This window comes from Ligilactobacillus ceti DSM 22408 (assembly GCF_000423245.1).
Classification (GTDB): Bacteria; Bacillota; Bacilli; order Lactobacillales; family Lactobacillaceae; genus Ligilactobacillus; species Ligilactobacillus ceti.
Genome location: NZ_AUHP01000012.1, coordinates 36,810 through 58,699 on the forward strand (window position 1 = coordinate 36,810; position 21,890 = coordinate 58,699).

The 21,890-nt window shown below is 32.1% G+C and carries 22 protein-coding genes; 2 read left to right on the plus strand and 20 right to left on the minus strand.

Annotation, left to right across the window (positions count from 1 at the left end):
- Positions 1-20: 20 nt before the first annotated feature.
- Genes G540_RS0100650 through G540_RS0100660 form a run of 3 tightly spaced genes read right to left on the minus strand, consistent with a single transcriptional unit; the run spans position 21 to position 2,047 of the window.
- Positions 21-806: a hypothetical protein gene (locus G540_RS0100650; RefSeq protein WP_027106417.1), complete on the minus strand. Its 786-nt coding sequence runs from the start codon at positions 804-806 to the stop codon at positions 21-23.
- The gene (locus tag G540_RS0100655) at positions 793-1,674 is read right to left on the minus strand and encodes an ATP-binding cassette domain-containing protein (protein ID WP_027106418.1); all 882 of its coding nucleotides are present in this window, start codon (positions 1,672-1,674) and stop codon (positions 793-795) included. The genes G540_RS0100650 and G540_RS0100655 overlap by 14 nt, the downstream gene beginning before the upstream one ends.
- Positions 1,667-2,047 (minus strand): GntR family transcriptional regulator, encoded by a 381-nt coding sequence (locus tag G540_RS0100660; protein WP_027106419.1) that lies wholly within the window; start codon positions 2,045-2,047, stop codon positions 1,667-1,669. The genes G540_RS0100655 and G540_RS0100660 overlap by 8 nt, the downstream gene beginning before the upstream one ends.
- A 347-nt stretch (positions 2,048-2,394) precedes the next feature.
- Between G540_RS0100660 and G540_RS07435 the strand changes: the two genes are divergently transcribed.
- Positions 2,395-2,823 (plus strand): phosphatase PAP2 family protein, encoded by a 429-nt coding sequence (locus G540_RS07435; RefSeq protein ID WP_161808003.1) that lies wholly within the window; start codon positions 2,395-2,397, stop codon positions 2,821-2,823.
- A 35-nt stretch (positions 2,824-2,858) separates the two neighbouring features.
- Here G540_RS07435 and G540_RS0100670 read toward each other — a convergent pair whose 3' ends face one another.
- The 13 genes from G540_RS0100670 to G540_RS07200 all read right to left on the minus strand — a co-directional run bounded on the left by G540_RS0100670 (position 2,859) and on the right by G540_RS07200 (position 17,924).
- Positions 2,859-4,121 (minus strand): ClC family H(+)/Cl(-) exchange transporter, encoded by a 1,263-nt coding sequence (locus G540_RS0100670; RefSeq protein WP_027106421.1) that lies wholly within the window; start codon positions 4,119-4,121, stop codon positions 2,859-2,861.
- 130 nt (positions 4,122-4,251) lie between these two features.
- A complete protein-coding gene (locus tag G540_RS0100675) occupies positions 4,252-4,584 on the minus strand; it encodes an AzlD domain-containing protein (protein ID WP_081653511.1) in 333 nt (110 codons plus the stop codon).
- A gap of 5 nt (positions 4,585-4,589) precedes the next feature.
- A complete protein-coding gene (locus G540_RS0100680) occupies positions 4,590-5,357 on the minus strand; it encodes an AzlC family ABC transporter permease (RefSeq protein ID WP_027106423.1) in 768 nt (255 codons plus the stop codon).
- 143 nt (positions 5,358-5,500) lie between these two features.
- On the minus strand, positions 5,501-6,229 hold the full coding sequence (locus G540_RS06785) for a CPBP family intramembrane glutamic endopeptidase (RefSeq protein WP_051188900.1): 729 nt from the start codon (positions 6,227-6,229) through the stop codon (positions 5,501-5,503).
- Positions 6,230-6,364: 135 nt separating this feature from the next.
- Positions 6,365-6,643 carry a hypothetical protein gene (locus G540_RS0100690; RefSeq protein WP_051188901.1) on the minus strand — a complete coding sequence of 93 codons (279 nt, stop codon included), beginning with the start codon at positions 6,641-6,643 and terminating at the stop codon, positions 6,365-6,367.
- A gap of 134 nt (positions 6,644-6,777) precedes the next feature.
- The gene (locus tag G540_RS06790; protein ID WP_235807543.1) at positions 6,778-10,020 is read right to left on the minus strand and encodes a YhgE/Pip family protein; all 3,243 of its coding nucleotides are present in this window, start codon (positions 10,018-10,020) and stop codon (positions 6,778-6,780) included.
- A 185-nt stretch (positions 10,021-10,205) separates the two neighbouring features.
- The gene (locus G540_RS07370) at positions 10,206-10,367 is read right to left on the minus strand and encodes a hypothetical protein (protein ID WP_155885122.1); all 162 of its coding nucleotides are present in this window, start codon (positions 10,365-10,367) and stop codon (positions 10,206-10,208) included.
- Positions 10,368-10,483: 116 nt separating this feature from the next.
- Positions 10,484-11,797 (minus strand): serine hydrolase, encoded by a 1,314-nt coding sequence (locus G540_RS0100705; RefSeq protein ID WP_027106425.1) that lies wholly within the window; start codon positions 11,795-11,797, stop codon positions 10,484-10,486.
- A 91-nt stretch (positions 11,798-11,888) separates the two neighbouring features.
- Positions 11,889-13,028, minus strand: coding sequence for a sensor histidine kinase (locus G540_RS0100710; RefSeq protein WP_027106426.1), 1,140 nt, complete (start codon positions 13,026-13,028; stop codon positions 11,889-11,891).
- Positions 13,029-13,054: 26 nt separating this feature from the next.
- Positions 13,055-13,744 (minus strand): response regulator transcription factor CroR, encoded by a 690-nt coding sequence (gene croR / locus G540_RS0100715; protein WP_027106427.1) that lies wholly within the window; start codon positions 13,742-13,744, stop codon positions 13,055-13,057.
- A gap of 415 nt (positions 13,745-14,159) precedes the next feature.
- Positions 14,160-15,650, minus strand: coding sequence for an IMP dehydrogenase (guaB, locus tag G540_RS0100720; protein WP_027106428.1), 1,491 nt, complete (start codon positions 15,648-15,650; stop codon positions 14,160-14,162).
- Between the two features lie 234 nt (positions 15,651-15,884).
- Positions 15,885-17,249 carry a hemolysin family protein gene (locus G540_RS0100725; RefSeq protein WP_027106429.1) on the minus strand — a complete coding sequence of 455 codons (1,365 nt, stop codon included), beginning with the start codon at positions 17,247-17,249 and terminating at the stop codon, positions 15,885-15,887.
- Positions 17,250-17,432: 183 nt separating this feature from the next.
- Positions 17,433-17,924 carry a hypothetical protein gene (locus G540_RS07200; protein WP_051188903.1) on the minus strand — a complete coding sequence of 164 codons (492 nt, stop codon included), beginning with the start codon at positions 17,922-17,924 and terminating at the stop codon, positions 17,433-17,435.
- A 146-nt stretch (positions 17,925-18,070) separates the two neighbouring features.
- On the opposite strand from G540_RS07200, the gene G540_RS0100735 reads away from it, so the two are divergent.
- Positions 18,071-18,706, plus strand: coding sequence for a L,D-transpeptidase (locus G540_RS0100735; protein ID WP_027106430.1), 636 nt, complete (start codon positions 18,071-18,073; stop codon positions 18,704-18,706).
- 143 nt (positions 18,707-18,849) lie between these two features.
- Here the strand turns inward: G540_RS0100735 and G540_RS07455 are convergent, their stop codons facing one another.
- The 4 genes from G540_RS07455 to G540_RS0100755 form a co-directional block, all read right to left on the minus strand.
- A complete protein-coding gene (locus G540_RS07455) occupies positions 18,850-18,990 on the minus strand; it encodes a hypothetical protein (RefSeq protein ID WP_169439089.1) in 141 nt (46 codons plus the stop codon).
- Positions 18,991-19,075: 85 nt separating this feature from the next.
- Positions 19,076-20,026: an AEC family transporter gene (locus G540_RS0100745; protein ID WP_342340796.1), complete on the minus strand. Its 951-nt coding sequence runs from the start codon at positions 20,024-20,026 to the stop codon at positions 19,076-19,078.
- Between the two features lie 99 nt (positions 20,027-20,125).
- The gene (locus tag G540_RS0100750) at positions 20,126-21,064 is read right to left on the minus strand and encodes an AEC family transporter (RefSeq protein ID WP_027106432.1); all 939 of its coding nucleotides are present in this window, start codon (positions 21,062-21,064) and stop codon (positions 20,126-20,128) included.
- Positions 21,065-21,186: 122 nt separating this feature from the next.
- On the minus strand, positions 21,187-21,861 hold the full coding sequence (locus G540_RS0100755) for a class A sortase (protein WP_027106433.1): 675 nt from the start codon (positions 21,859-21,861) through the stop codon (positions 21,187-21,189).
- Between the last annotated feature and the right edge of the window lie 29 nt (positions 21,862-21,890).

A 21,890-nucleotide genomic window follows, 5' to 3' on the forward strand; every position in this document is an offset into this window, starting at 1 on the left:
TTTCTAATTAAAAGAGATTATTAACGTCTTTTCACTTGTATTTTAGTTATAAAATAATGACTTAATAACATATTCACCAAAATAGAACAAACACTGAAACTTAATAACAGTGTACTATCCCAAGATCCTTTTTCTGAATAGCCTAAAAATAATAAAATAAAATCTTGCACCCGACCATCATAATCTAATAAGAAACCTAGTAATAACAGCAAAGCTTGAAGACCGATAATCACGAAGACAGCAATTAAAACTAATTGTTTTTTTCGCGCCAACATACTAAATAAACCACCAATCGTAAAACCAATAAAACAAAATCCCCATAAAATTAATAAAGAAAATCCAAATGATCCTAATTGTAATAAAACTTTTGATTTAACACCTGTCATATAGAAATTTTGAAAGACATTAACCAGATCATAACTGGTAATACCTAATAATCGTGAAATCTCAGTAAAACCAAGATCTAATACTTCTAAACAAAAACCAAAAACCAAAATAACTAATGTCTTAGCTTTCCAATACGTATTACGCGATAAACTATTTTGCATAAAATATTTAAAATCACGATAATTCAAGAAAGTTAATATAAATAACACAAACATTAACACCGAAAAATAATCTTGAATAAATAATCCTGTGAAAAATCCTCCAAAAGAAAATGGCTCATCAGTATTCACCCAAAACAATAACATAAAAGCACTTCGTACAATTGAAAAGGCTAATAGACCAATTAAAACATTCATGAAGATTTTTAAATAACGCCGACTTAACACCTTAAAAGCATATTTTTCTTTAATTGTTAACATAAGCATCACCCTCCTCATCTTGAATTAAATGTACAAAAACTTGATCCAAACTTAATGTTTCAATTTGCACGGTGGTTTGTTGCGTTAATTCTGCTGGCAATTCCCCTAAAATATAATATCCATGTAAATTACCTAATTTTTCATGACCAATAACATGTAAATCATGAATATAAGGAGCTAAATCTTCTTCACTACCTAAAACTAAGTACGCTTCAGCTAACAACTCTTCAACTTCTTGATTAACTACAATTTTTCCATTTTGCATAATCAAAACACGTTGAATAATTTGACTAATTTCATCAATTAAATGAGTCGCAATAATAAATGTCCGTGGTTTCTTTGTATAAGTATTCAATAGCTCTTGATAAAATAACTTTCTATGTTGCGAATCCAAACCTAAAACTGGTTCATCTAATAAAACATATTCGGCAGGAACACATAAAGACATAATTAATTTAAAAATCGTTTTATACCCAGTGGATAATTTGGCATATTTTTGATCAAGATTCAATTCGAATTTTTCACTTAATTCCAATGCATATTCTTGATCAAACTCACCATAAAAACCGGCTGTATCCGCTATAATTTTACTTAATTTCATTCCTGGATAGTACATATCATTACTATCAACTAAATAAATTTTAGCCATTAAATCGTCATATTCCCAGACAGATTGATGATCATAAAAAACTTCTCCACCATCTGTTAAAATCCGACTAGCAATAATATTTAACAAAGTACTTTTACCGGCACCATTACAACCAAACAAACCGTAAATCATTTCTGGTTGAAAAGTTAAATTGACATCAGCTAATACATTTTTATTTAGAAAACTTTTATAAATATTTTTCAACTCTAAACTAGACATCATCTTGCTCTCTTTCTTCTTGTTGTAACATCGCAATTAAATCAGCTTGCGTTAATTCTAAATATTCTGCTTCTTTTAATAATGGAACTAAATAATCTTGATAAAATGCAGCACGCCGTTCTAAAACAATTTGTTCACGTGCCCCTTGTTTAACAAACATTCCTAAACCACGTTTCTTTTGTAATAATCCTTTATTAACTAGCATATTCATCCCTTTTAAGACCGTAGCTGGATTAATATGAAGTTTTTGTGAATATTCTGTGGTGGATGGAATTTGTTCTTCTTCTTGATAGACTCCCGTAAAAATCGCATTTTCAATTTGAATCGCAATTTGTTGATAAATTGGTTTTCCATTGGTAAATTCGATGGGGATCCCCTCCTATTACTTATATACTTAATCACTAATGCAATTAAGTATATTACACTTTATTTTTTTTCGCAAACGCAAACTTATTCTGTTTTTTGCAGCAATTTATGGTAAACTATTCCACAGTTTTAAAATATAGAAAGGACTTTTTTATAACTATGTCACAAAATAAAAAATATACTTTAACAGGTTCGCTTTTTTTAATTCTCTTTTTAATTTGGACCTTTTTAGTTAAATTTAATACCAGTTTCATTCAAAATTTCGACTTAACTTTTCAAAAAATCTTAAAAACAATTACTAACCCAACCATGACTTCCATTGTTAAAGGAATCACTTTTATCGGAAGTCCAAAAATGACAATTATCTTATGTCTAATTTTATGCGTTTATATTTACTTTAAATTCGGTCGCCAAAATACACTTTGGGCATTAATTGTTTTAGTAGGTGGTAACTTACTTAATTTCATCGTAAAACATATGATCCAACGCGCACGTCCTATTGATAAATTGATTCCACAAAGCGGCTATAGTTATCCGAGCGGCCACACATTAGGAACAGCACTCTTAGTGTTCTTATTAGTTGTATTTTTAACATACAATATTAAAAATCAAGCATTAAAACTCTTCTTTTCATGTTTAGGCGCAGTGTGGGTTGTTATTATGGCAGCAACACGAATTTATTTACATGTTCATTATCCTTCTGATACTTTCGCCAGCATGTTATTAGCTGTGGTAATTATTTCGTTCAGTTTAAATTTAAAACATAAATATCTCCAAGATTAAAAAAGCACATGACTTTAAAAGTCATGTGCTTTTCTTTAGTCATTAAAGACCGATTTTCCTTTTAACCAACTATTCACAATATAAGCAATCCAAGTCACAATTAAAATTGGCATCACATATTTAACACTACCTACAGTTTCCACTAAAAGAACAACTGCTGTAAATGGTGTTTTTAATGCAGCCCCAAAATAAGCGGCCATCGCACAAATAATAATATTTAAATAATAAATATCACTAATTAAACCAAAACGAATGACTAAAGCAGCATATAAAGCGCCTGTCACAGCCCCCATAACTAATATCGGCATAAATATCCCGGTTGGAGCTGTCGCATTACAAGAAATCATTGTAAAGACAAACCGCACTAACGCAAAAACAATAATCACACCAATCATTGTGTATTTTGGATCGTTTAAAACAGAATGCATAAATTGATCGCTTGTTAAAACGGAAATAAAATCATGACTCCCACCTAAAATTTTAGGATAAATTAAACCAATTGGAATCACAAATAATAACGGTAAAATTGTATTAAATCTTTTAGGAATTGGTAAAAGTTCATATAATTTTTTAGTTTGTGTATTTGTAATTTGGAATACCCAAGCTAAAAATCCCATTAAAATTCCTAAAATTAATAATAACCAATATGATTCTAATGGTAGTGAACCACTATAAGCTAAATATAAACATGGTTTTATACCAAAGAAAAAATATGTAACCACAACTGAACTAATCGATGTTGTCATCGATGTAATTAAGATAACTGGTGTAAATTCAAAACTAATTGCTTCTAAAATAAATAACGTTCCGGCAATCGGAGCACTAAAAGCGGCTGCTAAACCTGCCGACATCCCGCTATGTACTAAAACTTTTAAATCTTGTTCATTATCATGAAATAAATTCACCGAACAACCTCGCGCAATATATGATCCCATTTGAATACAAGGACCTTCACGACCTGCAAATAACCCCGGACAAATCGCTAATAACGCCCCAACAAAAGTGCGCCATAAACCGGACCACCAAGACATTTCATCTTTCTTAGCAAATGGTTTTACCACTCGTGTCAAAGCCAGCCAAACAATAACTGTCCCAATCACATAAACAATAATCATTAACGGATGCTTAACCAGATAAGGATATACCCAAAACAAACCTTTTAGGGTATTATCAATAATTAAACGAAAAACACCAACAACAAAACCAATTAATGCCCCAATTAAAATTCCTTTGAGGATGTAACTATTATTTTTAGAAGCAAATGCAGCGTATAAATTTTTAACACGTAAATTTTGCATACTTCCCTTTACTTTTTTTGAATCTATGTCCCCCACCACCTTTTGTGATTTTAAAACTAAAAAAGACCATCGAAAGCTAATTATTAGCTAGAGATAGTCTATATATAATTCAATTTAGTATTTAGTATTTTTATACAAATACCATAGCTAATAATGTGACAGCTGCTAGTCCAAACACTACCGAAAGACCCATTGATCGGGATCGATATGCGACTGCAATAACAATTAGCGAGGCAATGATTTTAGCCACATTATGAAATCCTACGAATACGTAATGTTGTGTATCCATAAATATATCTTTGACAACAAGTGCTGTAAATAGTGAAACAGGCACATACTTCATCCATTCATTAAACCATTGTGGAATTTCTCTTGTTGAGAAAATACGTAACGGAATAAAACGCGGAATAAATGCCACTACCATTGATAAGATAACTAAAATGAAATGATCCATATTTGTCATAATTACTATTCCCCTGACTTACTAATTACTTTCCGACTAGCTTTAGGTTTTATGACTTTCAACCAAAATCCTTTGGCCTTGCCATGTTTTACCAAATAGTCTTCAATTGCAAATCCAACAAAGGAAGCAATTAAAGTAGCTACAACCAGACCCATCGTACTCTTAAAGATTGACATTGCAATTACAGCAAAGATTGCTGCTAAGAAACTAATTAAGATTGTTAATTTGTTCTTGAATTGCATTACAACCATGTATAAGAACAATGCTGTAAGGGCAAAATCAACAATTTCTAAGTTGATTGTAATTAAATTACCAATTAAACCACCGACAATATTGGCCAATGTCCAAAATAGGAGAGAATAATGCTCTACCATCAAGGCATCTTTAGGTGACCATTCTTTATCAGTAGCAAATTTCAAATAGTTAACGGCATAGTTTTCATCGTTCATTGAAATGGCGAAGATGTAAAGAAACTTCTTGCTTGTTCCTTTTAAATATTGGGATAAACTTGAACCTAATAATGCATATCTTAATTCTAAGAAGAATAACATTACTAAAATTGTATGAATAGGTGCATGTGATGTTAACATTGATGCGATCATAAACTGACCACCACCAGAGAAAACAAGCAATGATACTAAACCTGTCATCCATGTATTAAAACCTGATGCATTCAACAAAATCCCACAAGCTAAACCAATTGGAACATAGCTTAAACATAACGGAAGAGATACTTTTAAAACTTCTAACCAACGCGGTTCTTCTTTTTTCACAAATAGTTCCTCCAAAATAGAAATGTCCTCGCAAAAAAATTATAACATAGATTCCTTAAATAATAGATGTTTTTGCCTAATTTCTAGGAAAAAAATTCACTATTTTTAGTAATCTTGTCACTACTATTTATAATTCTTCTTATTTAAACTTTGTTTTTCGCATAGTTTTTTGGTGCAGTAATAAACAATGGAATTAAAATAATAATTTCTGTTAATGTCACTAATAACATAATTCCACTCACATCCACATGAGCAACTAACCCTGCAATTAAAAGAAAATCATATAACCAGTGGAAAATCATTAATGGTGTTAAATTGTTTAATTTAATTTTTAAACCAGCAAAAGCTAAACCATTAATAAACGTCATCATAACTTGTGTTACTACTTCAGAATATGGTGAACCACCCAAAACATTTACTGCATGTAATAAAGCAAAGCAGAGCGCACTAAAAAATATTCCTTGATAAACATGACCTGATTTTAGAAATGAACCTAAAACAATCCCACGAAACATTAATTCTTCTGAAATACCAACAAATAATGTTGTAATAGCAACAATTACTACTAATTTAGGATTAGCTGTGAAATCACCTTTCGTAAAAAACATCCAAACGGAAACTAAAATCAAAATAGCTAGTACTAAGTAACCAAAACTAAAACGAACTTTACCAAAACCTGTTCCTTTTAAATTTTTACGATAAAAGTACACGCCAACTAAAGTCATCACAATTTCAAAACCTAATAAAATTTTTGTCATAGCAGGTTGATCATAACTATAACCAAAAATACTGTGCATTGTGTACATACCCACAGCCATAATTCCAATATAAATAGCCGCAGCTAAAAAACTTGTTTTTTCTAATTTACTCATAAATCCTCCAAAATCACTTTTTAATTTGAGTCTTAAGTCTAAAGTATTTTTACCTTCTTTTCAAATTCAGATTAAATTTCGCTTATAAAAAAAACACTAACTATCCTGAGATTGTTAGTGTTCCAACTTCAATTATTATTCACTTTTTGCTAAATCTGTATAACTAATCACAATTTTTTGTTTCAAATCTTGTGCTAATTCTGATTCTTGTGAAGCACCACTAAAATCAATAATAGCAGCATTTTTCAATTGTTTTTGTACAACACCTTGATATGTCTGCTTTTGAAATTCAAAAACAACGGGTGTTCCAACTTCAAATTCCTGACCATATTTATTTGGTTCTACTTTCTTCAAATCAGGACGTAATTGTTTATTAATGGTCGTACCGTTTTGCTTGGTTTGTTTCTCTGTCATTTAAAATTCCTCCCCAAATCACCACAACGACTAACATCTCACTTTTCATTATAACGCAAAAACTATACCAATGTACAAAACAAAAAAACTGTTGTAATTGGATGATACCAATTACAACAGTTTTTTAATTAATTTTATTCATCTTCTAAAGCAGCATCTGCTTCACGAGTTCTGAAATCTTCCATATATGTTACTTTACCGCTCCGGCGTAAGTATAACATTGCAATCCAGATTAAAATCAAGAGAACAACGATATAGCCTAATTGCACGGCATATGTTTGCATCATTTGACTTGAACCAAGACCAGATGTTAAAGCTTGACGGAATCCGTAAACTGAATATGTCATTGGTAAGTATGGATTAATTGCTTCGAATAAACCATTCATACCTTTAGTAATTTCAATTGGGAATGAACCACCACATGAACCTAATTGGATAATTAACAAGATCATCGCAATAAAGCGTCCTGGGTTTTCAAATGCAATTGAGAAGAACATAACTGTAAATGTCGCAGTCATTGAGAACGCTACAGCATTCATCAAGAAACTACCAACATGTTCTGGATGTAATCCACATAACATCATTAAGCCTGTTTCAGCTAAACCAGCTAAGACAGCAAATGTTGTTCCAATCAAGACTTTACTAAAGAACCATGATGTTGCAGAGCCATCAGGAGTTGATAGACGACGAATTGGGTAAATAAAGTTAAATACTAATGCACCAACATATAATGCCACAGAGAGCATATATGGAGCTAAGGCGTAACCATAGTTAGGAACTTCACTATAATGACTTTCTTTTAACTTAGTTGGGTTCGCAAGCATTTCTGCTGTACGTTTGGTTAATTCAATTTCACCTAATTTATCTGCACCAGCTTGAAGTTTTGTAGCAAGTTCATTATTACCTGCTGCCAATTTGTTTGTACCAGCTTTTAATTCTGGTGTTTTAGAAACAAGTTTTTGGCCACCTTCAGCTAATTTATTAACACCAGCTGCTAACATAGGTACTTTATCATGTAATTGATTTAAACCTTCGTTTAATGCATGTTGACCACCAGCAACTTGTTGAGATCCAGCATTTAACATTTCAATAGCATTAACTAATACAGGAACACCTGCATTTAATTTTTGACCACCAGCGTTTAATTGACTAACACCGGCTACTAAAGCTGGCATACTTGCTTTTAGCTTTTGACCACCAGCGTTTAATTGACTAACACCGGCTACTAAAGCTGGAACATTATTATTTAATGTTGCAATCCCATCAGCAATTTTTGCTGAACCAGCTTTTAAGGCTGGAGCTTTATCATTTAAAGCTTTAGCACCTGCAGCAACTTTAGTTGTACCTTCTGCTAATTTACCAACATTTTCATCGATCTTAGCAACACCATCATAAAGCTTGCTTGTACCTGCATATAATTCAGTACCTTTAGTTGATAATGTTTGTAAACCTTGGTTAATCTTAGCAATACTTCCTGCTAAAAGTTTTGTACTTGGAACTAATAATTTTGTTCCTAAAGCTAATTTCATACTACCAACACGAGCTTTAGCAACACCTTGAGTATATTGATTAATACCTTGATCTAAAGCTGTGGCACCTGCATTTAAATTATTAACAGCTGGTTCTAAAGATGCTGCTAATTGTGTAGATGCTTCATTAGCTTGTTTAGCTAAGACTTTTAATGCTTTATTATCTTGTGGTTTTGTAGCAGCTACTTTTGTATAAACATCATTTAAAACTTTTAATGTAGCAACTGTCTTAGTTGTATCAACCACACCTGCACCATCATTTGCGGCAATTGTTTGTTTATTTTTAGCAACAATGGCTTGAATAGCCGCTTTAGCAGCAGGATCTGTTTGTGCTTGAGCTAATTCATCTAATTTAACATTAGATGCTTTTAAATCATTATTAGTTTGTGTTAAACGTTTTTGTACTGCAATTAATTCTGTTAAAGTTGCTTGTACAGCTTGAATTTCAGCTTGAGTAGGCATTCCTGTTGGCATTTTATCAGCTGCTGGTTTTGGATTATCAACAACTGCTTTTAATGTCTTGTTTAAAGCCCGAACACGTTTAGCAACAGCTACTAATTGTTTCATATCAGCTGTTCCTTTAGTTAACTTCTTGCTACCAGCTTCAATTTGTGAAGATGTACCATTTAAAGTTTTCAAACCTTTATTTAATTCTTGCATACCTTCATTAAGTTTTTGCATTTTACCAACTAAATCGCCAGTATTAACACTTAAATCAAGAGCACCCATTCCAACTGCAATTGCTTTAACTCCAGCTGTATATTTGAAAGCACCTGTTTTTAATTCGGAAGCGCCTGCTTTGGCTTTTTCAGTACCATCAGCTTTAAGTTTAGTTAAATTATCAGCTACTTTTTGAATTCCACTATATACTTGGTAAACACCTGTTGTATATTTAATAATTGCTTCGTTATAATCATGAGACCCTTTTTGTAATTGAGCCACACCAGCTGCTAATGCACCTGTTTTACCATTTAAGGTATTTAATCCATCAGCTAATTTATTAGCACCATCGGCTAATTGACCTGTTTTATCATTTAAAGTATTTAAACCTTCAGATAATTGTTTTGCACCAGCTGCTAAAGTTCCTGTTTTGGCATTAACTTGACTTAAACCATCAGCTACTTTATCAGAACCGATAACTAATTTGTTAGATCCTTCAACTAATTTATCGACACCTTCTGTTAAAGGTCCAATTTTTGTTTGTAATGTCATCAAGCCATCGCCAACTTGAGCTACACCAGCTGTATATTTATTAATACCGTCACTTAATTTAACAGTACCATCAGCTAATTGTTTTGCACCGTTAGCTGCTTGTGTCATTTTGCCACCAATTTTGTCAATTTCTTTGAAAATAGCTGTGGCATATTCTTTCGAAACATTATCACGAATCACATCGTTAACTTGTTTCGCACCTTGTTCACTAATAACTTTCCCTAAATAGTTTAAAGAATCATTTGTACGATACTTAATTTCCATTTTCTTAGGTTGGTTATCCAAAATTGTTGATGCATTATGTGAAAAGTTTTTCGGAATTGTTAAAACCATATAGTATTTTTTATGACGTAATCCATATTCAGCATCTTTTGCTGATAAGAAATGCCAATCTAAATCATGGTTTTTCTTCAACTCACTAACGAACTGATCACCAACATCGATTGTTTTACCTCGAAACTTTACACTTTTATCTTCATTAACGACCGCTACTGGCAAGTGTTTTACATTACCATAAGGATCCCAAACAGATTTTAAGAAGAAGACTGAATATAAAAATGGAATAATCATAATAACTGTAATTGATACTAATAAAATTTTATGATTCAACAAATTTTTAAATTCTTCTTTGATCATCTTCAAATCATCCGCCCCCTTCATTTATTTATATTTAAAAACTGATACAGTTTAATACCAATCTTATTCATATTGAATAGTGTACACACAATGTCTATGACTTACAATAAACGAATTTCGCAAAGTGTCGCACTTTAATCGTTCTCCAAAAACAATCTGAATTATCTTGATTTAAAGGGGCTTAATTAAAAAATCCACGCTTCAATTCCACCAAGTACAAGTAAAATTGTGACACCTAAATACCATTTAGCACCAATTTTACCTTCTTGTTTTCTTTTACGTGAATAATAAAATGTATAACTAGCTAATGCCCAACATACAATCATTTGTACCATATTGCTTAACATGTCTAAACTCTCCTTTTTCTTATTAATTAATCTCCGTTTTATTTTAACATTATTTTACATCAAAAAAAGCGAACCTAGTCGATTAAACTAAGTTCACTTTGAATTTCTAATCTTTTTTAGAAAATATTTGTAATTCCGCGCCACATACGTACGAAAATATTTGCTTTTTTAATATCTTCTTTCGCAACAGCTTTAACTTGAACACCTTTAGCACCATTGATGTTTTTATTATCTTGGCCCTTAACTTTAATTGTCATAGTACCAACTTTTTCGCCTTCATCCACAGGTGCTTGTAATTTATGATCAACAACTAAATCTTTACTAATTTTTGTTGTTGCTTGATATTTAGGTGTTAAATCATTTCGAACCCAAATATGTGTTTTTTTACCAGTTACAATCGGAGCTGTTTCTTCTTTACCGGTTTCCACTTTAACAGCTGCACCTTTAATTTTTGTGCCTTTTTTAATTGTTTTATATGTGAAACTATTATAAACATATGACATTAATTTTTGTGTTTCCACAAAACGTGATAAGTCTGTTTGACTCTTATGGCTTGCACCCATTACAACAGTAATAATACGGTGACCATCTTTTTTAACAGTACCTGTAAAACATGCTTTAGCTTTATCAGATGTACCTGTTTTTAAACCATCAACTGGCAATGCTGTATAAGCTTTAACTAACCCTGGTAACATCCAATTCCAGTTATTCATAACTGTATATGAAGTCCCGTTATTAAATTTTTTATGTTGAATTTTAGTTGTTTTTAACACTTCTGGATAATCTTTAAGTAATCTTGTTGCCATAATTGCCATATCACGTGCAGAAAATTCATTTTCTGCATCAGCTGGAATCCCTGGATAAGCACCTTTACCTAATAACCCATTAGGAAGACCATTACATGTATAAATTTTGGCATCTTTAATACCAAATGAACGAGCTTTTTTACGCATCATATTCACGAAATTCTTTTGAGATCCAGCAATTGCATCACCTAAGGCCATAATAGCACCATTAGCTGAATAAATTAATGTTGCTTGATATAAAGAACGAACTGTATATTCATGATCTGATTTTAAAGGAACATTAGATAAACTTGTATCTTGGCTCACTTTTTGTGCTGCAGAACGCACTGGAATTTTTTGATTCCATTTCAATTTACCATTATGTACAGCTTCTAAAACTAAATAGGCTGATAAAATTTTTGTCATTGAAGCAGCTGCTAAAGGCTCATTTTCATTTTGACCATAAATAATTTGGCCTGTTTCAGCATCAACCGCAATCGCTGATTTAGCTTTAATATTAATTGAACTTTCATCAATATTTGTATCAGCTGATACTTTAACTCCTCCCATTACAACAGGTGTTAAAGCCATTAAACAAGTCATTGCTACTATGGCTGTTTTTTGAAGTACTTTTCTTAATTGCATCCTATTTTATTTCCTCTCGTTTTATATTTCCTTCTTATTATAAGCATTCTAAACTTAATAGTCACTAACTATACCTATTTTAAATCGCTTTTTATTTTTCTTGATGTTTCACCGGTAAATTAATAATAAAGCTCGTTAATTTTTCATTCGATGTAACATAAATAAAACCATGATGTAATTGAACAATCCCTTGCGCAATCGCTAAACCTAACCCCGTTCCGCCCGTAGCACGTGAACGCGAACTTTCTGCTCGATAAAATCGTTCAAATACATGTTCTAAGGCTTCTTTAGGAATCGGCTTACCATCATTAGCGACTGTAATTTTAATTTCTTCTGGGCTACTTTGACGCAATGTTAAATAAATATTTTTAGCACCAGTACCGTATTTAAAAGCATTGGTAATCAAATTATTAAAAACACGCGCTAGTTTTTCGCCATCAGCTTCCATATAAAGCGGTTCTTTGGGAACATCTACTGTTAATTGAATCTGACGATTTTGCGCTTCTAACTCAAATCCCGCCGCAATTTGTTCTAACATTTGACAAACATTTAACCGCGTTAACTGTAATGGTGCATCAACTTGTTGCACTTTAGTATATTCAAATAAATCATCGACTAATACTTTCATTTCACGTGATTTTAAATAAGCTGTATGAGTATATTTCAAAATATCTTCTTCACTATGATATTGTTTATTTTCAATCAGACCCAAATATCCAATAATAGAAGTTAATGGTGTCCGAATATCATGACTAACATTAGTAATCAATTCATCTTTGGATCGTTCGATTTCTCGTTCATCTTCCATCGCTTTGATAGTACTATCAACTAAGGCATTCACACTCGAAACTACCTTTTGCATTTGGCCGGAAATTTGAAACGGAATCCGATGATCAAAATGTCCATCAGCAATATAATGCAATTCTGCAATAATGTGACGCAACTGCATTTGACGATACCGACGAATCAAACGCCAATAAATAAAGGCTCCATCCCCAATCAAGAGAATCACACCAAATAACCAACCCCAGCTCCAAATCCGAATATTATTCGGTCCAAAAGACAATGACATTTTAATTTGAAAAATCCCATTCTCTAATTCAGGATTAGAAGCGATTAATTGATCTAAAACCACAAATGTCGCAATATTCAATAATAGTAATAAGATAATGGTGACAATCCCTTCACCAAATAATTCACTTTTTTCACGTGCTGTGAGTTTAAATTTCACACTCTCCTACCTCGCTACTTCTATTATTAATGCATTTCAATTTTATATCCAACACCCCAAACAGTTTGGATAACTTTTTCACCATCTGTTGCTTCTTCAATTTTATCGCGTAAATGACTTACGTGAACCATTACTGTTTTTGCAGAAATAACAGATTCTTGTTGCCAAACACGTTCAAAAATTTCATCCGCTGAAAAAACACGATTAGGATGACTTGCTAATAAATATAAAACTCCAAACTCTAAAGCTGTTAATTGAATTGGTTTTCCAGTTACAGTTTCAACTTCATGAGAATCTTTTTTAATTACAAGTGGTCCAATTTCAATTTGATCAGGTTCATTGTTCTTAACCTCATGTTGTGAACGACGTAGTAAAGATTTCACACGCGCCATCACTTCTAACGGATTAAATGGTTTTGTAACATAATCATCAGCACCTTTAATTAATCCTTGAATTTTATCTAAATCATCTGTTTTAGCTGATAATAAAAGAATCGGAATTTGTGAATCTTTCCGCACTTCATGAATAACAGCCATGCCATCCATATTAGGCATCATAATATCTAAAATCATCAATGCAATTTCTGGATTTGTATTCAATTTCGTCAAAGCTTCTTTACCGTCATATGCTTTTTCAACATCATAACCTTCATTTTTGATATAAATACTTAATAATTCAACAATATCTTTATCGTCATCTACTACTAAAATTTTCATCTAAATCATCTCCTTGACTACTTTTTTACTTAATTCTCTGTTTATATTGTATCAAATTTAACTTACTTAATAGTTAAAGAATTACTTAATATCGCGGACTTTATATTCAAATCATTAAATACCGAACTCTATTTTACCCCTTTGTAAATTCGTTCGCTTTTATGTAACCGTTTGAAACTAATATCAATTAAATTTGACGCTGATTTTTTCTAAAAAACCCTTGACTTGCCCGTCAAAAGCCGTTATATTTTTAAAAGTAATTTCAAATACTAATTAGATAACTAAATTACGTGATATGAAATTACCGAACTTATTTATTTATCTATTCGGAGAGAGATTAGGTCCTTTCTCTGGATTTTTTTATAACAAAAAGCGGACAAAACTTCCTCACTAAGTTTTGTCCGCTTTTTATTTTTTAGTTCATTGAATAGTTTGGTGCTTCTTTAGTAATTTGCACATCATGTGGATGAGATTCTTTCAATCCAGCACCTGTAATTTGTACAAATTGAGCATCATCGATTAACGCTTGTAAATTAGCAGCACCACAGTAACCCATACCCGAACGAAGTCCACCGTCCATTTGATAAATAATACCAGCCACACTACCTTTATAAGCAACTTGTCCTTCAATGCCTTCTGGTACTAATTTATTAGCTTCATTAACTGCACTTTGGAAATAACGATCAGATGAACCATGTGTTGAATCCATCGCACCTAAACTTCCCATGCCACGATATGTTTTGTAACGACGTCCTTGATAAATAACCATTTCACCGGGAGCTTCATCTGTTCCGGCTAACATGGAACCTAACATGACAGCATTACCACCAGCCGCAATCGCCTTCACAATATCACCAGAATATTTAATCCCACCATCAGCAATGATTTTCTTACCATATTCTTGTGCGACTTGAGCTGCATCAAAAATAGCTGTTAATTGTGGGACACCAACACCCGCAACAATTCTAGTTGTACAAATCGAACCTGGTCCAATTCCGACTTTCACAACATCAACCCCAACTTCAAATAAATCGCGTGTTGCTTGTCCAGTAGCTACATTCCCTGCAATTAATGTTGCTTGTGGGAAATGAGCACGAATTTCTTTAATTTTACGAATAACACCAGCTGAATGTCCATGAGCAGTATCAATAACTAAAGCATCTGCTCCGGCATTCAATAACGCTTGGGCCCGGTCAAAAGTATCACTTGTCACACCAACTGCAGCGGCTACTAATAATCGACCTTCTTCATCTTTAGCTGCATTCGGATATTGCACGACTTTTTCAATATCATTCATTGTAATTAAACCGGTTAATTGACCTTGTGAATTAACAATTGGTAATTTTTCGATTTTATTTTCTTGTAAAATCTCTTCAGCTTCTTTCAAAGAAATGCCTTCTTGTGCTGTAATTAATGTTTCTTCTTTTGTCATCACATCAGCAATTGGTGCTTGATAATCTGAAACAAATCTTAAATCACGATTTGTTAAAATCCCACATAAAACACCACTTTCACGTGACTCAACAATTGGTAACCCACTAATATCATACTTACGCATTAATGTTTCAGCTACAGCAACTGTATCTTGTGGTGTTAAATAGTAAGGATCAATTACTACACCACCTTCAGAACGTTTAACCTTCGCAACTTGTGCTGCTTGCTCTTCAATTGTCATGTTTTTATGGATAACTCCTAAGCCCCCTTGACGTGCCATTGCAATCGCCATTGTTGCTTCCGTCACAGTATCCATTCCCGCACTAATGATTGGGATATTTAATTTTAGATTATCAGCTAACTGAACGCTTAAATCAACATCATTTGGTAAGACGTGGCTTTCAGCTGGTATCAAGAGTACGTCATCAAATGTAAATCCTTTTTTTGCAAATTTATTATCCCAATTAGTCATTCTTATTAACTCCTTTTATTTTCGATAAAAACTAACATTAACTCCACTTGCATCTTATATAGTTCGTGTTTATTATTAAAAATAACATTATATTAATTTTTATATACGTTTTTTACATTGTAGCATACTTCACACTTGAAAAAAACCTCTTTTCAGCTTAGTTATTTAACTAAAATTATTTCACTATTTTATATTAAAAAACGCCAGGAGCATTTAACTCCTGACGTCCATTTTTTATTCTTCTGTTGTACTTGCTTCTGATGATTCTGGCGTTAATTGATCTTCCGAAAGACGTTTAACTTCCATCCATTCAATATAACTCCGATTAAATTCAGTCACTTTAATTTCAAAAGGTCCAACTTGAACAACTGAACCTAATTTAATTTTATAGTTTTCTAATAAATAACCAGCCATTGTAACACTTTCTGATTCTTGAAAATCTTTATTCCGATATTTAAAATACCGTTCAAAATCATATAATGTTGTTTTACCAGAAATTTTATATGTTCCATCAGCGTTTTTAATAATATCTTCGCCTGAAACATCATCAACTTCGTCTTTAACAACCCCAAACAATTCTTCATAAATATCTTTATCAGTTACAATCCCGCTTGTACCACCGTATTCATCTACAACAACCACAATTGGTGTTTGTTCTTGAATCATTTTTTTCAATAATGTTTGAATTGGTGTTACTTCCGGAACAGAAATAATTGTTCGTAATAACTTACTAATTTTCACACTATCATCAACTTGTGCTTGGCGAATCATATCATAAATATAAACATAACCTAAAATATTATCTTTATCATTATTGGCTACTACCGGAAAACGTGTGAATTTTTCTGCAACGTATTTATTAATAACATCTTTAACAGTGGCTGTAATATCAACAACTTCCAAACTAGTCCGATCAACCATAATATCTTTAGCGATTTTATCATTGAATTCAAAGGCCCGTTGCATATATAAATAATCAGCTTTATCAATTGCCCCACCATGAACTGCGTTCCGAGAAACACTTAAAATTTCATTTTGTGACATGACATCATCATTTTCACCAGCAGGTTGTAAGCCAAACATTTTTACTAAACCATTTGCAGAACTATTTAATAACCAAACAAATGGGTAAAAAAGCGTATGGAAATAATGCAGTGGTATAACAACTAACATTAAAACTTTCAAAGGCATATCAATACTAATGTTTTTAGGGACAATTTCAGTTAACACAACTTCTAAATAAGTTAAAATAACAACCCCTAAAACCGCACTAATCGCTACAGCTGTCGTATGATTAAATGAAGTTAAATCAAAAATATCTGTCAATAATTTAGCTAATGTATCAGCACCAATCCAACCTAAAATGATACCTGTTAAAGTAATCCCTACTTGTGTCGTAGATAAATACTCATTCATTTTATTAACCATCTTCAATGATAGTTTTAGTTTTCTATGGTTACCTTCTTCATTTTCTAACATTGTTTCAATTGCGCTTTTCCGAACGGAAACAATCGCAAATTCGGCAGCTACGAAAAACGCCGCTAAAATTAATGCTCCCAAGACTATTAATAGGTTTGTAAGCACCTGACCTGTAGACAAAAATCATTCCTCATTTCTTTTTTATCACTTTTCACTTGAGTTTAATTCTCTTCAAACTCTTATATTACAATAATAACATGTTTAATACAAATTACTATCGAAAAGCTAATACCTTTCACGACAAAACTCCACTAATTTAAAAATAAAAACCACTTAACTTTCATAGTTAAGTGATTTCATTTTTTAAACTTCAACTTTTTCAACAACACTCGCATTTTCTTCAATAGCTTGTAACGATTTTTGTGTAATTTCCATCATATTGGACACAATTTGCGTGGCTTGTTTGGGATATTCATTCACTGCAGCTAATGTATCAATATGCAATCCCGATGCATTTAATGTTTCAGCTTCAATAATTAAATTGATTTGTAATGGAACATTTTGCGTTAACTCTTCAAAGAAATTATCAACAACTTTCGTATTAGCATATGGTAAATTAATAACACCACTTTCTAAAACGATTTTTGTTAAAACTTCACTATCATCAACAACTAATTCTAAATGAATTAAATTGTGTTCTTGAACTTGAACCATAAACCGACTTAAAAACTGTTCCAACGTGGCTTGAATTGTTTCTGGTTTTAAATCAGCTAATTTAATCATTAAAACTTCAGTTGCATAATTTTCTTCTTGAATTTCATCGATAAATTCTTGAACTTTAATTTCTCCGTTCACTGTGACACCTCACATTTTAATTTCTAGGCACCATTCTACACGAAACTTTTCCAAAACTCAAAATTAATCACCCAAAGAATCATTTGACAATTTCAATTTAGGTTTTATTATGATAGTTGAACAGCTTAATTTGAGGAGAATATTTTATGAAAAAAAGATCTAGAACGTCAATCTTATTAATTAGTCTAGTAACTCTTGTTATTTTATTTTTCGCTTACCAACATTTACATAAAGGATCTCATACCAATCAAACTCAGTCTACTCCATCGGAAATCAAAAAAGAACCAACCACACCAAATATGCGTGTACCAATTGATTATCAAAAATCTTCACAAACTATCCCTTACCCCAATATCGCTAACACACCTGATGTATGGGTGAAAGTTAGAATAAAAAAGAACCGCGTTTATATTATGTCTGGCCAAAAAGTTATTTATACTATGTATACTTCAGCTGGACGCCTACAAAAAAATCAAAAAACTGGCAAAGTAACTAGTCTCACACCAACCGGTACATTTTATCTCGAACCAGAAAAGGGATTACATTTTTATAATCCGCGCTTTAAAGATGGCGCTAAGTTTTATTCTTCATTTAAAGATCATGGTGTTTATTTGTTCCATACCGTTCCTACGGATATCAATGGTGATTATATTATTAAAGAAGCCCAAAAACTCGGTAAAGAACCTGCTTCCGCCGGCTGTGTTCGTCTATCCATTCCAGATGCAAAATGGTTCTATCACAACATGCCTGTCGGAACAAAAGTCGTAATTACATTAAACTAACAAAAAAGGATTCCATTTGATGGAATCCTTTTTTAGATAAAAATAAATCCACACGAAATTTCAACAAACTTCATGTGGAACTATTTATTATTTCATTTAATTCAAGTGTCTCCAAATAAATTGGATAACGCTTCATCATTTGATTAAGCTTCAGCTTTGTCAGCTTCTTCACGTTCTTTAAGGAATGTAAGAACTGATTCATGTTGAGCGCGACGTTTTTTAGTGTTTGTGTGGTTTACTGGACGACGATCTTGGCCGACACCAACGTGTGCGTTGTATGACATGTAAAAAACCTCCCTTCACGGTTCATGCATCTATTCATTTTATACTGAAACATCTTTTTTTTCAAGGTTTCTAAGCAGTAAAATCTTAAATATGCCGTAAAATATCAGCTAAAAGAATAATTAAAGGTAAAGTAATGACAGAAAGTACCGTTGAAAGGCACATTAATTTCGTCGGAAACTCTAATTCGAACTCATTCAACAAACTAAATAAGACAACCATTCCCGCAACCGGACAACTAATCATAATCAAAGTTGTCATCATAGCAGTCACATTCATTGGTAACCAAATTAAAATTAATAACATAATTAAAGGTACCACCAAATTTCGAACAGCTACACCTTTCCAAACTAATCGATCATTACCTAGTTGGCTCCATTTAACAACACCTAAATTAGCCCCAATTACAATCATACTTAAAGGTGTATTTAAATTGGTCATATGATGTAGCGCTGTTCCTAATAAGCGTGGCATCGGAATTTGTAACACAAAAATCATTAATCCCACTACCGAAGCAATACTATTCGGATTTAAAATAGCAGATTTAATATTATATTTTAAGGATTTAGGACGTTTAAATAACCCAACCCCTTGTGTCCACATAAACATATTGAAAACTACTAAATACGGTACCGCAAAAAATACACCTAAGTTGCCTAAAATAGCTTGAACTAATGGAATCCCCATAAAACCAGCATTCGAATAAGATGTACTATAACGTAAAACTGTTAATTTTTGCGGATCGGTAACATTTTTTTGCGTAAAAAATATTTTACCCAACATAATAGCAATCACAAACAAAACAATAACGGTAACAAAAACAATAAAAAAGTATTTCAAACGCATCCAAGTGAATTTTTGTAAAAAAGCATTCACAATTAAGCACGGTGAAATAACATACAATAACAAACTCGTCAGATCTTTTGTAGTATCACGACTTAAAATTTTTAGGTGACTACATAAATAGCCCACACCCATTAATAAAAACATAATAACTACTTGTTCAATCGATATTATAAAAGTCAATTTTTCCAACACTCTTTCTAAAATAAAAATAGCAAAACGCTAAATTAAAATTTAACATTTCGCTATTCTAGCATAGACTTTCCAATTATTTAAGTGTTTTTCATTAAAAATTTAAATTTGCAGCAATAAATCAGCACATAATATCAATAATGGTAAACTCGCAATAGAAAACACGGTCGATAAACACATTAATTTCGTGGGAAATTCTAAATCATAATCATTCAATAAACTAAATAATACTGCTGTACCCGACACTGGACAACTAACCATAATTAACGTTGCCATCAAAGCAGGCGTGTTCAAAGGCAACCAAATTAACACTAACAAAACGATCCCCGGAACTAAAATATTCCGGACAAATACCCCTTGCCAAATAAAACGATCGTTGGCTAATTGTTTCCATTTCACAGCACCTAAATTAGTCCCAATAATAATCATACTTAATGGTGTATTTAAATTAACCACCTGATGAATAGTAGTCACTAAAATATCTGGTAAATGAATTTGAGTAATAAATAACAACAATCCCACTAAAGATGCAATCACATTCGGATTCAATAATGCTTCTTTTAAATTTTGCCGGATATCTTTGGTTTTTTTAAATAAACCAACACCATGTGTCCACATAAAAATGTTATAAACTACCAAATATGGTACCGCAAAAAAAACTGCTGTTTTGCCTAAAATTGCTTGTACTAAAGGCGCTCCCATAAAACCAGCATTCGAATATGGAGCTCCATAACGTAAAACTGCTCTTTTTTGTACATCAGCGACTCTTTTATCAGTAAATACTAACTTTCCAATTAAAATCGCTAATAAAAAGACACCAATAACAGTCGCAAAAACAATAAAAAATAATTCTAAACGTCGCCATGAAAATTTTTGTAAAAAAGCATTCACAATTAAACATGGTGAAACTATGTATAATAAAACATTCGTCATATCTTTAGTTGTTTGTTCACTAATTAAATTAATATGACGACAAAAATATCCAATCCCCATCAATAAAAACATGATGACAACTTGTTGGACAGAAATAAAAAAGGTCATCGCTTTGCTCGCTTTCTATAATTTTTATCTTCCTAATAAAAAAACTGTCAATTTAAAATTGACAGTTTTAATAACATGTTATTTTAACATAATTCTCGAAACGTTTTAGAATTATTTTAAATTTAAACAAACATTTTTAGTTTTTTATCAGTTGCTTGTGTTACTTTAGTTAATTCACCACGCACAATAACCCGATCTGGTTCACCCACGTGACCAGAAGCACATGTAACTAACGTGATTAATTTCCGACCAGGAACTTGATCAACCCATTGCACCTGCGTTTCATCAACAGTCACACGTTGCGTAATTGTATATGTGTAAATTTTCTTACCATCTGTTAAATAAATTTTTTGGCCTTTTTTAGCTTTATCTAAAGGTCCAAAAACAATATCAGGATCTAACATATGGTGACCAGCTAAACAATAATTACCTTCACCCATTTTTTGATTAGGATGCATTGTTCCGGCCCCGTGCATTAAAGCTTGATTATTTAATCCATAAAAGATTGGTAATTTAATGTTCAAAGCAGGTATCGCCATTTTACCAATAACATTTTGTTTATCAAACATTGCTTGTAATACTTTTTTATTATCAACTGCTTCGACTTTACTAAAATCAAAGTTCGCATCTTGATCTTTTTTCGGATTAATTTTTGCATTTAAATCAGTTTGAATTAAATGATTCACGACAAAATTTTTAATTGGCTGATTAAAGACTAAAGCTAAACCAACAATTAATAAAATCCCCGTTAAAATTCGTAACCAAATTTTTTTTGCATTTTTTTGTTTTTCTGCCATTTATTTCACCTCATAAGCAAATTGTTCTT

Coding starts and splice junctions, on each gene's coding strand:
- G540_RS0100650 (WP_027106417.1), bottom strand. CDS start 806: ATGTTAACAATTAAAGAAAAATATGCTTTTAAGGTGTTAAGTCGGCGT.
- G540_RS0100655 (WP_027106418.1), bottom strand. CDS start 1,674: ATGTCTAGTTTAGAGTTGAAAAATATTTATAAAAGTTTTCTAAATAAA.
- G540_RS07435 (WP_161808003.1), top strand. CDS start 2,395: ATGACAATTATCTTATGTCTAATTTTATGCGTTTATATTTACTTTAAA.
- G540_RS0100670 (WP_027106421.1), bottom strand. CDS start 4,121: ATGCAAAATTTACGTGTTAAAAATTTATACGCTGCATTTGCTTCTAAA.
- G540_RS0100675 (WP_081653511.1), bottom strand. CDS start 4,584: ATGACAAATATGGATCATTTCATTTTAGTTATCTTATCAATGGTAGTG.
- G540_RS06785 (WP_051188900.1), bottom strand. CDS start 6,229: ATGAGTAAATTAGAAAAAACAAGTTTTTTAGCTGCGGCTATTTATATT.
- G540_RS0100690 (WP_051188901.1), bottom strand. CDS start 6,643: ATGACAGAGAAACAAACCAAGCAAAACGGTACGACCATTAATAAACAA.
- G540_RS06790 (WP_235807543.1), bottom strand. CDS start 10,020: ATGATCAAAGAAGAATTTAAAAATTTGTTGAATCATAAAATTTTATTA.
- G540_RS07370 (WP_155885122.1), bottom strand. CDS start 10,367: ATGTTAAGCAATATGGTACAAATGATTGTATGTTGGGCATTAGCTAGT.
- G540_RS0100705 (WP_027106425.1), bottom strand. CDS start 11,797: ATGCAATTAAGAAAAGTACTTCAAAAAACAGCCATAGTAGCAATGACT.
- croR (WP_027106427.1), bottom strand. CDS start 13,744: ATGAAAATTTTAGTAGTAGATGACGATAAAGATATTGTTGAATTATTA.
- guaB (WP_027106428.1), bottom strand. CDS start 15,650: ATGACTAATTGGGATAATAAATTTGCAAAAAAAGGATTTACATTTGAT.
- G540_RS0100735 (WP_027106430.1), top strand. CDS start 18,071: ATGAAAAAAAGATCTAGAACGTCAATCTTATTAATTAGTCTAGTAACT.
- G540_RS07455 (WP_169439089.1), bottom strand. CDS start 18,990: ATGTCATACAACGCACACGTTGGTGTCGGCCAAGATCGTCGTCCAGTA.
- G540_RS0100750 (WP_027106432.1), bottom strand. CDS start 21,064: ATGACCTTTTTTATTTCTGTCCAACAAGTTGTCATCATGTTTTTATTG.
- G540_RS0100755 (WP_027106433.1), bottom strand. CDS start 21,861: ATGGCAGAAAAACAAAAAAATGCAAAAAAAATTTGGTTACGAATTTTA.